The organism is Paraburkholderia strydomiana, assembly GCF_031456815.1.
Lineage (GTDB): Bacteria > Pseudomonadota > Gammaproteobacteria > Burkholderiales > Burkholderiaceae > Paraburkholderia > Paraburkholderia caledonica.
The window spans coordinates 547,491-561,222 of the sequence record NZ_JAVDVL010000001.1; the positions used below are offsets into that span (position 1 = coordinate 547,491).

The 13,732-nt window shown below is 62.6% G+C and carries 14 protein-coding genes; 7 read left to right on the forward strand and 7 right to left on the reverse strand.

The features are described 5' to 3' along the window. Positions 1-44: 44 nt before the first annotated feature. Positions 45-1,307: an MFS transporter gene (locus J2W46_RS02480; RefSeq protein ID WP_310350996.1), complete on the reverse strand. Its 1,263-nt coding sequence runs from the start codon at positions 1,305-1,307 to the stop codon at positions 45-47. A 365-nt stretch (positions 1,308-1,672) separates the two neighbouring features. On the opposite strand from J2W46_RS02480, the gene J2W46_RS02485 reads away from it, so the two are divergent. Further along, positions 1,673-1,945 carry a hypothetical protein gene (locus J2W46_RS02485; protein WP_087753327.1) on the forward strand — a complete coding sequence of 91 codons (273 nt, stop codon included), beginning with the start codon at positions 1,673-1,675 and terminating at the stop codon, positions 1,943-1,945. 58 nt (positions 1,946-2,003) lie between these two features. Here J2W46_RS02485 and J2W46_RS02490 read toward each other — a convergent pair whose 3' ends face one another. Further along, positions 2,004-2,312 (reverse strand): hypothetical protein, encoded by a 309-nt coding sequence (locus tag J2W46_RS02490; protein WP_310350998.1) that lies wholly within the window; start codon positions 2,310-2,312, stop codon positions 2,004-2,006. Between the two features lie 619 nt (positions 2,313-2,931). Between J2W46_RS02490 and J2W46_RS02495 the strand changes: the two genes are divergently transcribed. Then, complete coding sequence (locus J2W46_RS02495) at positions 2,932-3,258, forward strand: H-NS histone family protein (protein WP_088173890.1); 327 nt, start codon at positions 2,932-2,934, stop codon at positions 3,256-3,258. Between the two features lie 31 nt (positions 3,259-3,289). Here J2W46_RS02495 and J2W46_RS02500 read toward each other — a convergent pair whose 3' ends face one another. Both J2W46_RS02500 and J2W46_RS02505 read right to left on the reverse strand, forming a co-directional pair. Continuing rightward, a complete protein-coding gene (locus J2W46_RS02500; protein ID WP_310350999.1) occupies positions 3,290-3,742 on the reverse strand; it encodes a low molecular weight phosphatase family protein in 453 nt (150 codons plus the stop codon). Positions 3,743-3,947: 205 nt separating this feature from the next. Beyond that, positions 3,948-4,628: a J domain-containing protein gene (locus J2W46_RS02505; RefSeq protein WP_310351002.1), complete on the reverse strand. Its 681-nt coding sequence runs from the start codon at positions 4,626-4,628 to the stop codon at positions 3,948-3,950. A gap of 457 nt (positions 4,629-5,085) precedes the next feature. On the opposite strand from J2W46_RS02505, the gene J2W46_RS02510 reads away from it, so the two are divergent. From J2W46_RS02510 to J2W46_RS02530, 5 genes are all read left to right on the forward strand, one after another. Beyond that, positions 5,086-5,745, forward strand: a complete 660-nt coding sequence (locus tag J2W46_RS02510; protein WP_310351004.1) for an NADPH-dependent FMN reductase — start codon at positions 5,086-5,088, stop codon at positions 5,743-5,745. A gap of 327 nt (positions 5,746-6,072) precedes the next feature. After that, entirely contained in the window at positions 6,073-6,288 is a 216-nt protein-coding gene (locus J2W46_RS02515) for a hypothetical protein (protein ID WP_020066265.1), read from the forward strand. 130 nt (positions 6,289-6,418) lie between these two features. Beyond that, positions 6,419-7,336 (forward strand): ferritin-like domain-containing protein, encoded by a 918-nt coding sequence (locus J2W46_RS02520; protein WP_310351007.1) that lies wholly within the window; start codon positions 6,419-6,421, stop codon positions 7,334-7,336. A 14-nt stretch (positions 7,337-7,350) separates the two neighbouring features. Beyond that, positions 7,351-8,805 carry an indoleacetamide hydrolase gene (iaaH, locus tag J2W46_RS02525; protein ID WP_310351009.1) on the forward strand — a complete coding sequence of 485 codons (1,455 nt, stop codon included), beginning with the start codon at positions 7,351-7,353 and terminating at the stop codon, positions 8,803-8,805. A 12-nt stretch (positions 8,806-8,817) separates the two neighbouring features. Further along, entirely contained in the window at positions 8,818-9,702 is an 885-nt protein-coding gene (locus J2W46_RS02530) for a CDP-diacylglycerol diphosphatase (protein WP_374726796.1), read from the forward strand. Between the two features lie 57 nt (positions 9,703-9,759). On the opposite strand, the gene J2W46_RS02535 is transcribed toward J2W46_RS02530, so the two are convergent. Genes J2W46_RS02535 through J2W46_RS02545 form a run of 3 tightly spaced genes read right to left on the reverse strand, consistent with a single transcriptional unit; the run spans position 9,760 to position 13,594 of the window. Beyond that, positions 9,760-10,572: a MetQ/NlpA family lipoprotein gene (locus J2W46_RS02535; RefSeq protein WP_374726797.1), complete on the reverse strand. Its 813-nt coding sequence runs from the start codon at positions 10,570-10,572 to the stop codon at positions 9,760-9,762. After that, positions 10,569-11,618 (reverse strand): formylglycine-generating enzyme family protein, encoded by a 1,050-nt coding sequence (locus J2W46_RS02540; protein WP_310351011.1) that lies wholly within the window; start codon positions 11,616-11,618, stop codon positions 10,569-10,571. Before J2W46_RS02540 ends, J2W46_RS02535 begins: the two co-directional genes overlap by 4 nt. 17 nt (positions 11,619-11,635) lie before the next feature. Continuing rightward, positions 11,636-13,594 (reverse strand): arylsulfatase, encoded by a 1,959-nt coding sequence (locus J2W46_RS02545; protein WP_310351013.1) that lies wholly within the window; start codon positions 13,592-13,594, stop codon positions 11,636-11,638. Positions 13,595-13,732: the final 138 nt, after the last annotated feature.

Genomic DNA, 13,732 nt, shown 5'->3' on the forward strand with positions numbered 1-13,732 from the left:
TGAAAATCAATACCGCATCGACGCCCGCAGACCTGATTGCGTGACTAGTCTCCACACGCCGCACTGCACTCGGCGCAAGCTACCGCTTTCGGCGCGAGTTTGCCCGCGCCGCTTCGGCCGAAGCTCACGAGCGCCGCCAGGCCGAGCAACGCGAGGCCGCTGCCGAACAGGAAGTCGGTGGAAATGCCGATCTGATCGACCACGATACCGCCGACTAGCGAGCCTACCGCGATCGCCACCTGAATGATGCTCACAAAAAGCGCAGAGCCCGCTTCCGGTGAATCCGGCGTTGCCTGCTGAATCCAGATGCTGAAGCACAGCGGCAACGCGCCGAAAGAAACGCCCCACGCGAGCACGAGCGCGACGACGCCGATCGACGAATGCTGCAACATGGGCAGCAGGATGAGCGCGAACATCAGCAGCGAGATCATTGCACCGAGCGAGATTTTCAGGTTGCGCGTGACCGTCGACGAAACCGCAAAGTTCGAGAAGAACCCGATGATGCCGAAGCCAAGCAACAACCAGGTGACAGTCGCCATCGAGAGATTTGCATTGCGCAGCAGGAACGGCGTGATGTACGTGTACGACGAGAAATGCGCGCCGAACACAAGCCCGACCATCAACATGCTCCTGCGCGGATAGGGCCTGCGCAGCAGCGAAACCAGATCGTTCAGCCGCAATGCGACGCTCGACGGCAACGACGGCACGAACAGGAACTGCGCGATGAGCGCAGCCGCGACGAGACCGCCCGTTGCCATAAACGACGCGCGCCACGACGCGAAGCTGGCAATGAAGGTTCCGAGCGGCACGCCGATCACCGTCGCACAGGTCACGCCGGTGAGAATGGTGGCCATTGCGCGGGCCGAATCTTTCGGCTGCACGAGGCGCCCGGACGCCGCAGTCGCGAGTGTCCAGAAACCGCCCAGCGCGGCGCCGAGCAATGCGCGGCCCACCAGCATCAAACCGAAGTTCGGCGCAAACGCGGAAATCAGATTCGACGCAAGCAATAAGGCCGTGAGTAACAGAAACACGAGCCGCCGATCCATTCGACCCGCGACCAGCATCAAGCCGGGCGCCGAGATCGCGGCGATTACGCCGGGCACAGTGACCATTAAACCGGCCGTACCGGCAGACACGCCGAGATCGGCGGCGATGCGCGGCAACAGGCCAACCGGCAAAAATTCCGTGGTGACGAACGCGAAGGCGCCGATCGCAACGGCCACGACTGCGAGCCACGAGCGTAGCGACGACGATGGCGCATCGCCGGGCGCGACGGCGCTCGCCGGCAGATTATCTTCTCTTAACATAGTATTGTTTGCGAGTTATTAACAACGAATGGGATTAGAGCAACTGCACATTGCTAATCACCTTCGAAGATCGACTCGCAAGCTGTACGGCACGAGTAAAAAAGCAGGCCATATTGGCCTGCTCTGAATTTCGATCGACGAAGTGGTGGGTGCATGCTGGACGGAACACACCTTAACATCGTATTAAATCGCTCGCTGAGCCCTGCGAAAAATTGCAGTTGCGGGTGGGGTTATTCGAGCGATTCGAGCGTCGTTGTGCGCTCACCTTTCCTGCGACGGCGACGCACGGCAGCGTTGGGCATGACGCTTGCTGAATGCGCGGACAGCATCTAGCGCACTCATCGCTCACTCAAAGGAATTCGAACATGGTTAGCACCCGCCCCTGCACCGCGACCTGCGTCATCGACGGCATGCCGGTCACCCTGACCTTTTATCCCGACAGCGGCATATTGCGGATCGCCGATCCGTCGGGTACATGTATCAAGGAAACGCGCTGGCATGCGTCATGGCGTTCGCTGCTCGACGAGTTTCGCCGCTTCGGCGAGCGCGCCGCGATGCAAGGACCGGGAGTCGAGGCGATGGTGAGCCGCATCGTCGAAAGCTCCGAAGACACAAGCGCGCAACCCGCGCTGGCATGAACGGAAACGCGAGGCGGTGCGCCAGCTCGGAGCGCGCCACCTCGACGTATTGCGCGGCTTACCGCCCGAAGTAAATCCTGCATTGCGGGCCACCCGAACAGGGCATATTTTGCCGGGTTCCCGATTCTGAGCGCCCTGCCGCCGTCCCGCCATAAGAGACATTCTGAACGGACTGAGAAGCCGTTCCCGCGGGTTCTATTAACGACATGTCGGTCGTTGCCTGTGCCGATTCGTTCGCGTGCTGCATCAGCCTGTGGCCGGAGGTTGTGCCGGCACCCGGCTGAGTTGGCGCGTCGTCGGCGTTTGCGGCTCGCGGTGCGAGGAAAAGAACGGCGCTCACCACCGCCATCAATAAACGAAGTTTCATGGTCCAGACTCCTTGAATCCGGCGCAGCAGTATCGCCCCTCCCCAATAATCGATCTGCGTAAAAAACTTTCTGGCCGATGGAGGCCGACGCAAGTGCCAATAGCGACGCGGGCCCGCTGCGTCGACCCGTCGAATGCAACCAGCAACGAGTCGCCCGCGCCCTGGCCGGCGCCGGATACGCTAGTGCGATGCGGGATCAGGCGCCTCAGGCTGGAAAACACGGATTGTTCTCTCCGCTATTCTTTTATAGTTCGGCCGCCACGGAATTCAAATTGGCGCACGGAAACGGTGAACAATACTGGGGGCGGAGCGAACAACCTTCGCATGAGCGTTCAAATGCGACAAAATCAGTTAAAACGGTGCGTGCATTGCGCGCGCAGTGCGTTATGATGCTGTCATAACCACAAGAAAGGGCCGCGCGCGGAACGCCGTCGTAAGACAGTGCGTGGACGCGAGACCAGCCGCCCAAATCAGTGCATCGTCATCATCGTTGTTTCCAATTTCGATCAATAACCTCACCGCGGACCGGCGCCATTTAATTGGACTCGAAGCTCTCGCGGGTTTCCCTCGCAATCTGCATTTGACAGAACGCTGGACGCTTTAGAAGGACTAATATCTTATGGACGAAAGGAAGCGAGATAGCATGATTGCGTATCTCCGCCATCGCATGGAAGAGTTTGGCATCAAACCGGAAGACCTTGCCGCCCTGCTAGCATCCGAACCTGCCACGCAAAAGAACGCACGCTACCGCAGCGCGACAGGAGACAGCTGGGACGGCCAGGGGGAAATGCCCCAATGGCTCAAGCAGGCAATCAGCGCAGGCCAATCAATCGACCATTTTGAATTATCGGCTCCGCCCGCACCCGCGCCGCAGCCGAAAAAGCGCGTCGACTGGAAGAACGATCCATTTGCAGGCAGTCCGCTCGCGCGCTCGAACGAGCACTGAGTGGCCGGCGGCGCCGCGCTATCGCTACACGTTACAGGTTGGGCAAACTGGCAGGAGCACGAGTGCGTGCACCGCGGGCCGACATCGCTCGCGACAGCAGCGCATCTTGCGGCGCTTCAATAAAGGCGCTTAACTGACGCACGATTTGCCAGAACACCTTTTGAAACACGCGAACGCGCTCTGACTCGGATATACCGTCGGCGAGCGGATTGGCAAAATGCCAGGCAGCGAGTTCGGGGTCTCCCGGAAAGGCGGGCGCATGCGGAGCCGCAACGCTCGCGTCGAGCGCGACCACGAGGTCCATGCGGGGCGCCCATTCGCCTGTGAATTCAAGCCAGCTTTTCGGGCATAGCACGCCGAGGTCCGACACGCCGGGCCGCAATTGCGCGACCGTCAATGGATGAACCCGCAAGGCCGGCTCGGGCCCTGCGCTGAATGCCTCGAACCGGTGCCCAGCCAGTTCCCGAAGCAAAGCTTCCGCCATGATGCTGCGTGCTGAATTCTCACGACAGAGAAACAGCACTTTATATTTCCTGGTCACGCTTACCCCGTACTCTGTTTTTGTATCTTCTATGTGCGATTGTGCCCGCTGAGTCTTGCGCCCCCGTGACAGTACGATGTCTTTAATCCGCGCGCTACGGGAATTTGCCCCTGGAAACGCCCTGAAGTGGGCGAGCGAAGCCAGATAATCAGAACTTCAGCCCATTGAGGAACTGAAACCACAGCCCGCCCAAGCCTCCGGCCGGATGTGTCTCCCCTGCCGCTTCCTCGCGTTTGCCGTGGGCTGCGCGAGCGGCATGCGCGTCGCGATCGGCAGTTTCTTCGCTATGAGCGCCCGCCGTTGCCGGTTCAAATGAGCTGTCGGCGCCCGCTTCGCCGGGCGCGGCCTCAGTAGCAGTTGCGTTCACCGTTGTCTCGCGCCGCGAAGCCTGCAACGCCGCCACGCTATCCGCGATCTGCGCGGCGCGCGCGGGATCGCATTCCCGCCCGAGCAGTACGCCGAACACGACATCGCGGTTATGGCCTTCGTCGGCGAAACGCATTGCAAGTGCGACCATTCTGGCGTAAGCCGCCTCTTCTGCTGCACGTGCCGCTGCCTCGCGCTCCGCCTGTGCCTGTTGATGGCGCGAGCGCTGCCGCTCCCATTCCCCCATCTGCTCGGCGTAGACGGCGTCGTACACCTTGCGTTGCTGCGCGTCGGACAGAATCGCGTAGGCGTCGCGAATCTCCTGGAAGGTGGCGCGCGCAACTTCCTCGGCGCCCACGTTGCGGTCGGGATGCCACTTCATCGCGGCCTTGCGGTACGCGCGTTTGATTTCTTCGCCGGTGGCGTGCATGGGCACGCCGAGGGTGTCATAGAGGGTTGCCATTTGCCTGCTCGAACTCGCCGGGTATCGTGTCGCGGACCATCGTAGCACGCGATAAACGGCTGGACCGTGAACGCGCGGCGTCTGCACGTCGTACGAACCGGCGGACAAAAAAAGGCCCCGCCACGAAGGTGGCGAGGCCGAGTCCCATGTCAAGGAGTGTCATGGAGGAGACGCTTCGATCATAGCGGCCACCACTTGCGCCCCCAACCAATTGTTCGCCATATGCTTATCGGGGCCGGTGAAGTGCGGACAATCAGATGCGCTCGGCGCAAATCGACACGGACGGAGCCACCCAGGCGCACACCCACGCCTCGCGGTTATATGGTTAGAACAAAAAGTCGCTTCGTGCGGGGCCTCGCGCTCATTAAGATGGTGCTTCAAAGTCCGGTTTAGCCGGGCCCGCCTCAGCGCGGACTCGCGCGAAAGCGCCGTGATCCGCTACAGAAGGAGCATTTCGTTGACCAGTTTCGACCATAACCGCCGGCCGCTCGTTGTCGGCATTGGCGGCACGACGCGGGCGGCCTCGTCGACCGAGCGAGCGCTCGGCCTTGCGCTGCGCGGCGCTCAGGCGGCGGGTGCCACCACCCGGCTGTTCGGCGGCACGTTCCTGCATAGCCTGCCGCATTACGCGCCGGAACACAGCGAACGCACCGACGAACAGCTCGAACTGATCGAAGCCGTGCGCCACGCCGACGCGCTGATCATCGCGACGCCGGGCTATCACGGCGGCGTCTCCGGACTCGTCAAGAACGCGCTCGACACGCTGGAGGAACTACGCGCCGACGAGCGTCCGTATCTGGACGGCCGCGCGGTCGGCTGCATCGTGACCGCTTATGGCTGGCAAGCCGCGGGTTCTGTGCTGACTTCTCTGCGCTCGATCGTGCACGCGTTGCGCGGCTGGCCGACGCCATTCGGGGCCGGCATCAACACGCTCGAAACGCGCTTCGATAGTGTCGACACCTGTTCCGACGCAAAGGTGGTCGATCAACTCGCTACGGTCGGCCAGCAAGCCGCGCAATTCGCGCTGGCCTTCAACGCGCATCGCGCGGCAAGCCCGAATGCATCGGGCACCTCACAGCAGCACGCACAACCCGCACGTCTGCTGCACGCGGTTTAATACCCCTCGCCTACGACGCCCCCGGCCGCATTCGCGGACCCGGGGCACTCGCGCTTGTGCGAACCGTGCGCCACATAACAGACTAATAACGTTGCGCGCGGGATAGTGTGTCCGAAACCGGCAAACATGCCGTTACCCGGTCTTCTGACAAGCGTTCCGGACCTCCGCTAATTTGCTTGCGAAGAAAGATTGGTTCACGGGCCCTTCAGTGCGGCCTACGCTTGAGCCTGCCCGCCGACTCATCCGCCGCCTGATGCCCACGCAAACGCGTGGCGTCATATGCACCGGCTCCTTGCAACATAAGCGGGCATCTTCACTGCCACAACTATGAATTCACATATTCGCTACAAGGGCTACGAAGTTGCACCGGCCGCGCAACGTTTGCCCAATGGGCTGTTCGCCGCCAACCTGACCATCGAAAAAGCCAGCGCGAGCCGCAGCCAGGCATATTGTTTCGACGCGCTCGATTATTTCTTCGACGAAGAACATGCACTCGACTACGCGTTTCGCTGGGGACGCATGTGGGTCGATAATCAGCAGTGACCCCGCAGTGACCCGCAGTGCCGCCCAGTCGCCACGATCATCAGGCGCCGGCAGTGCACCGCAGGCGCCGTATCCCGGGGCAATGTGACAGAATAGGCGACACATCGAGTTCGCTCTCTGTACGCTTGCCATGTCCGACTCATTGATAGATGTTGCCGAAGACCACAGCCTGCGCCACTGGACCTTCACCGGCACCGCCCGCGTGAAGATCGGCTCCGAGGCGCACAAGCACATGTTCTGCCGCATGTTGCTCGAGACTCACGATCCCTACAAACCCGCCGTGATCGACTGGCCTGCGCTGTCGCCCGATGCCCTCGAGCGGCTGTGCTCGCTGCCCATCTGGGACATTGCGGTGCAGACCGAAGGCCGCGCGTCGATCAACGTTCACACTTACGCCGAGCAACTGAGCGACCCGCTGCTTCGCGAAGCCATTACGATGGACGGCGACGAAGAGGCCCGTCACAAACGCGTGCTCGCAAAACTGATTACGGCATACGGCATCGAGATCGCGCCCGAACCGCACTATCCGCCGCCGCGCGATCCCGAATGGGCATGGATGCGCACGGGCTACAGCGAGTGCATCGACAGCTTCTTCGCGTTCGGCCTGTTTCGCGCCGCGCAGCAGTCAGGCTATTTTCCCGAAGCACTCGTCGAAACTTTCGAGCCCGTGATCCAGGAAGAAGCGCGCCACATCCTGTTTTTCGTTAATTGGGTCGCGTGGCATCGACATAACATGCCGCTGTGGCGCAGGCCGTGGCACGCGTTGCGCGTGGCCGCGATCTGGGCCGTGCTGATCTGGGAGCGCGTGGCGATCGCGAGAGGCATCGACGCGAACGGCGTCGCGCACGACTCGAACTTCCTGCCCGCGAACAGCAGTGTGATCGGCAAAGGGCTCGAAACGCCGGAACTCATCGAGCTATGCCTCGCGGAGAACGAGCGCCGCATGAGCGGCTATGACGTGCGGCTGCTGCGTCCGCGGCTCGTGCCCACGCTCGCGCGATTCGCGTTGCGTTTCATCACCCGTTCGCGTCAAACAAACATTGCATGACAAGGAGCACGTCCATGACATGGACCGTCGATGAACAGCTTGCGTTGAGTGCAACCGACGCAGTCGCCGCGATCCAGTCGGGCAGGCTCAAGGCAACAGATTACGTCGCGACACTTCTCGCGCGAGCGGCGGCGCTCGGCACGCTCAACGCGCTGACCGTGATCGATCTCGACGGCGCGCTCGCGGCCGGCCGGCGCATCGACGCGCTGCCCGCGTCGGCGAGAGCGCAACTGCCGCTTGCCGGACTGCCGGTCGTCGTCAAAGACAACATCAATACCGCGGGACTGCAGACCTCCGCAGGCACGCCTGCTCTCGAAGGTTTCGTGCCCAGCACCAACGCCCGTTCGGTGCAACGTCTCATCGACGCCGGGGCGATCATTCTCGGCAAGGCCAACATGCACGAGCTCGCGTTCGGCATCACGAGTACCAATCTCGCGACGCATGCCCGGCCGGTGCGCAATCCGTACGATCCCACGCTGATTCCCGGAGGCTCGTCGGGCGGCACGGCGGTGGCAATCGCTGCACGCATTGCGCCCGCGGGGCTCGGCACCGACACCGGCGGCTCGACTCGCATCCCCGCCGCGTTGACCGGCACCGCGGGCTTTCGTCCGTCGGTTGGCAATGGCGGCGCCGAGCGGCGCTATCACGACCCTGACGCCGTCGTGCCGATCAGCCATACCCGCGACACCGTGGGGCCGATGGCGCGCACAGTAGCCGATATCGCGCTGCTCGACGGCGTGATTACCGGCGAGGGTGCGTTGCCCACCGTCGCGCTGAACGGCTTGCGCATCGGCTTGCCGGCGCCGCTGTGGGAAGGTCTCGCGCAGCAGGTCGAGGACGTCGCGCGCGCCGCGCTGAAACGGCTCGAAGCTGCGGGCGTTGTTTTCGTGCCGGTGGCGATGAGCGAACTGAACGACCTCAACGGCATGGTCGGCGGCCCGATCGCTATTCACGAAGCGCGCGACGATGTGAACGCCTGGCTCGTCGCCAACCAGGCGCCGGTGCTGACCGTCAGCGAACTGGCGGCTCGCATCGCGAGCCCCGATGTGCGTGCAATTTATGACGCGGTGATCGCAGGCTCGCTCGACGCGCATTACGAGGCGGCGCTCAATCACTGGCGGCCATTGCTGCAGACCTATATCGCCGCTACTTTTGCCGACGAACGTCTCGATGCGCTGCTGTTTCCCACCACACGGCTCGCTGCGGTGCCGATGGACGAGATCAACGGTTCATCGACGGTCTCCATCGACGGCGCGCCGCCCATCGATACGATGGAAGCGTTCCTGCGCAATACCGATCCGGCCAGCACGTCAGGCATTCCCGGACTATCCTTGCCCGCGGGAATGAGCGCACACGGTTTGCCGGTCGGTCTCGAACTGGATGGGCCGCTTGGCAGCGACAGGCGTCTGCTCGCCATCGGCGTGGCGTTCGAACAGTTATTGGGCACATTGCCGCCGCCCGTGCTTTAAGCAAAATAAAACATGCCGATAGAAATAACTCGCCCTCAAGCTCACGCTCAAGATCATGCTCACGTTCAGGCTCAAGCGCCGATAAGAACACCTCCAGATACGCCTCGATTTTCCGGATCCGATGGTCGCCGACCAACGGAGACACGCACACGTTACTTCCGGCGCGTCGTCGCGGCGCTGGGCCTCGCGCTTGCCGCCGCCGGATGCGCGCGTCTTGCGGCCGTCGATCCCAATGCGTTATGGAAGATCGTCGACATGCGCTGCGTGCCTTCGCAACAGGCGACCGGCACGCCCGGTCAATGCACGTTCGTGGATCTCGACAAACGCTATGCAATCCTGAAGGATATCGTCGGCCGCTCGCAGTATCTGCTGATTCCGACCGACCGTATCAGCGGCATTGAAAGTCCGCTCGTGCTCGCGCCACATGCGCAGAGTTATTGGGCCGACGCGTGGGCCTCACGCGACTACGTGAATCGCTCAGTCAAGCGGACGCTGCGCGACGATCAGTTGGGGCTTGAAATCAACTCCCAGTTCCGCCGCTCGCAAAACCAGTTGCATATTCATATCGATTGCATGCGCCGCGATATCAGCGACGCGCTCGCGCGCCACGCGAAAGACGCGCCCGGCGAATGGCATTGGGACACGCTTGACGGCAACCGTTACCGGATCATGCGAATTACCGCGCTGAGCGGCACGAGCGATCCGTTTCGCATTGTTTCGCGCGACAACCGTAACGCCGATGCAATGGCGATGCAAACCATCCTTGTCACGGGTGCGGGACCATCGGCAGGGAAAGATGGCTGGCTCGTCGTGAACAGCGGCCTCGATGCAGACAATGGCAGCGGGTCCGCCGAAGGTCTGCTCGATCACTCATGCCACGTGGCCGACGCCTCATAGCAGCAGCGGATTCGAGAGCCGGTCCCGTGCGCGTGCAGGATGCGAGCGGGAACGCGCTCACCATGGCCGGCGCACAGAGTCCTGATAGCGCGTCAGAATGAAATGCGCTACATCGTTCGAGTGATAAGCCGAGACCAGTTGCGCGACCCACGGCTCGCCCCGCTCGGCCTCGCGCACCGCCAGCACGCCGGCGTACGGTGAGCGGGCGTCCTCAATGCCGATGCTGTCGCGTGCAGGATAAAGTCCGGCCCGTTGCGCGCTCTCGCTGTCCATCACGACAATCGTTGCCGCATTCAACGCCGCGACGAGCCGGTTGCGGGGCAGCGCACGCAGCGTCAGGTTCAGGCGATTGCCCGTCACATCTCGCAACGTCGCGTGAAGGCCGGCGCGGTCGTCGAACGTTAGCAGCGTGTAGTTCTGCAGCAGGACTAGCGCCCGCGCCATGCCTTCCCGGTCGTCAGGAATGACGATGCTGGCGCCACGACGGATTTGCGCGAGGCTCGTCAGTTGGCGCGAGTAGAGCGCCATGGGAAGGGTGACCGTCGTCGCCACTTCATAAAGCGAATAGCCGTGTTTTCTGCGCGACGCTTCAAAACCTGGGCCGTCTTCGAAGCTCGCGGCGTCGATACGATGCGCGGCAAGCGCCGCGTCGATCTGCGCACCGCTATCGAACGTCACCACGTCGATGTCGAGTCCGCGAGCGGTTGCGACGCGCCGCACTTCGTTCATGATTTCGGCATGCGTGCCGCGCGTGACGCCGACTTTCACCACCGGCTGCGCGGCATCCGCGAAAACTGTTGCTCCCCACATAGCCGCCGCGCCGATCAATACCGCGCTGATCGCTGCGTTAACAACACGTCGCGGATTCATCCTTTGGTGTCCCGCAAGATGGTCCTGAACCCGATATGCGATGCCGGCAGATCCGCTTCCTGTTGCTCGCGCGAAGACGCCCTGTAGCGCACGCAGTAATCTCGCGAGCACAGGAACGAGCCGCCCTTGATGACCATCGGCGTATCGTGTCTGTGCGTGGGCGGTGCGATTGCCGCGGTATCGCCATTCGTATGCGATTGGTGTTCGCCCGTGTAGACGTCCCTGGTCCACTCCCATGCATTGCCGATCATGTCGTACAGCTTGAACCCGTTGGCCGCATAACAGCCGACAGGCGACAGACCCACATGCTTGTCCTCGTTCGTATTGAGAACGGGGAACACGCCTTGCCAGTAATTTGCGGCGGGCTTGCCTTGCGCGTCGCGCGGCGCCGTGTCGAGGTCCGCGCCCTCCTGCCCGCCCTTCGCCGCGTATTCCCATTCAGCCTCGGTCGGCAAGTCGCGGCCGAGCCACTGTGCATACGCGAACGCATCGGCTTGCGTGACGAGCGTCACCGGTTGACTCATCTGCGCGTCGATGTTGCTGCCCTCGCCCGTCGGATGCCGCCACGATGCCCCCTTGACCCAGCTCCACCACGCCAGGTCGCGTGCGTTCATTTCTTCCCGCGTCGGAATGTGGAAGACCGCCGCGCCGCCCTGCTTTTCAGCGTCGGTGACGTAGCCGGTCGCGCGGACGAACTCGGCGAATTGCGCATTCGTCACATCGGTCTGATCGATCCAGAAACCGCCGACGCGCGTAAGGCCGTCGCCCACCGGCCGCTCGTTTGCATAGCCGCGTGTGCTGCCGAGCACGAAGGTGCCGCCATGCAGATGCACCATGCCGGCCTTCGCGTCGTCGCGCCAGCCGGCGGGCAGACCCGCGTAGCGCTCGCACTGCGCTTCTGAGCCGAGCGGCGCAAGCGGGCGTGCGCGGTTCATATCGTCGAAGCCCGCCGTTCGCGCGGGCCACGCCGCGACCGCGAACGCGACGCAGAAAACGGCGGCGAACAGGCCGCCAAAGCCGGCAAGCGTTCTTGCTCTGATGCTCATGACAGAAGCAATCCCGCTCAGTAGTAGCCGCGCGGCCGCAGGGGTTCGACGCCGCCGACAGTGGACATGTATGCGTTCCACTGCTGCACGAGTCCGTCGATGATCGACGGATTCTGCGCCGCCACGTCTGTCGTCTCGCCTCTGTCCGAGGTCATGTCGTACAGCTGCCAGTGACCATCGACGGGTCCGAGCGGCGGCTCCGTCCACAACGCCTTCCATTTGCCGTCGGCGCTGCGCAGATAGCCGCGGCCGTACGCTTCATCGCCGAACGACGCGGTATGCACGGCGCTGTTCGACTGGTCGTTCAGAACCGCCAGCAACGATTGCCCCGTGACGGGATACACGTAGCGGTTGTTGTAGACCACCTTGCCCTTGTTCTGATCGACGCCCGTCAAAGAATTGATCAGCGGCGGAGCGGGCTGCGTCGGCGGCGTAACGCCCGCGACGGCGAGGAACGTGGCCGTGTTGTCGGTGACGTGCGTGAAGACACGCAAGGTCGGTTTCTGCACGGTCTGCCCGGGCAAATGCACGATCAACGGCGTCGATACGCCGCCCTCGCCGGAATAGCCCTTGGTCAGACGGAACGGCGCCGCGCTGACTTCGGCCCAGCGCAGTCCGTACTGCAAGCGCTTCGCGTTCTGCAGCCCGTTGTCGGTGCCGAGCGTCGAGTAGACCGGCTCCGCTGCGTTCGCCGTATCCGTCGCCGTCGGGTCCGCGCCGGAGTCGATCGGCCAGCCTTCGGCCCCGTTGTCCGACTGAAACATGATGAACGTGTTGTCGTACTCGCCGATGTCTTTCAGATGCTGGATCAGCAGGCCGATGTTGTGATCGAGGTTGTCGACCATGCCGGAATAGATTTCCATGTAGCGCGCCTGCGCTTTCTTTTCATCGGCTGACAAACTGGCCCACGACTTGTTCACATTGCCCGGACCGTAGTCGCTATAACCTTGCGCGGCGCTATGGACGGCGCTGACGTATTTCGCGTTGACGGTGCCGTTGCCCGCGGTCGCAGGCGTAGCCGCGAGCGTTTCAGGCGCGCCTGCATACGGGTTGAAATCGGCGGGAATGATGCCGAGTGCCTTTTGTCGCGCGATGCGCGCCGCCCCAACCGCGTCGTAGCCGGCGTCGTATTTGCCCGCATACTTGTGCAGGTACGGCTCAGGCACCTGCAACGGCCAATGCGGCGACGTGTACGCCGCATACGCAAAAAACGGCTTGCCGTCGCCTCTGTGCGAATCGATGTACGAGATCAGTCTTTGCGTATAGAAATCGGTCGAATAGAACACGGCCGGGCTGCCGCCCGCGCCGCCCGGTTGTCCCGGCTGACCGGGCTGAACGTACTGCCCGTCTTCGGTGTAGTTCTTCGAGCCGGCGGGCTCGTGTGCGAAGTGATTCGTGGCGGCGCCGCCGAGCAGCGCGTAACTATGCTCGAAGCCCCATTGGTCCGGCGTCTGTCCACTGCCCGTTGCGCTGCCCACAATGCCCGAGCCGATATGCCACTTGCCCGCCATGTACGTGTGATAGCCGGCGTCCTTGAGCAGTTGTGCGACCGACAGCGCGCGATCGTTCAGATAGCCTTCGTAGCCGGGCAGACCTTTGCGCTCGTCGGTCGGCACACCCATCGTGCCTTCGCCAACCAGGTGGTGGTCGGTGCCCGAAATCAGCATCGCTCGCGTGATCGCGCAAACCGTGCCTGTGTGATGGTTCGTGAGAATGCGTCCGGATTGCACGAGCGCATCGAGATTCGGCGTGTCGATGTCGCCGCCGAACGCGTGGATGTCCGAGTAGCCGAGATCGTCCGCCATGATGTACAGAATGTTCGGGCGTTTCGCGGCCACCGGCGTGGCAGCCGGCGGTGTTGGAGAAACCTCGCCGGAACACGATGCAAGCGCAACGATACTGGCAACGGCGGCACCGAGTGCCCGCAGCCTGGGAATGGTGGGGAACGCCGCCGGATGCGAACTCGAGCTTTTCATTGTTGTATCGGCCGTGGTTGTCTGAGCGCGAGATGGTAGCAACCGGTAATTCGCCGCCCAACCAAGGTTTAGTGAAAAGCTAGAGACGTTCTGTGCTAAAGGATCGATGTACCTTTGCGTCTGTGCTGTTTGCTGCTG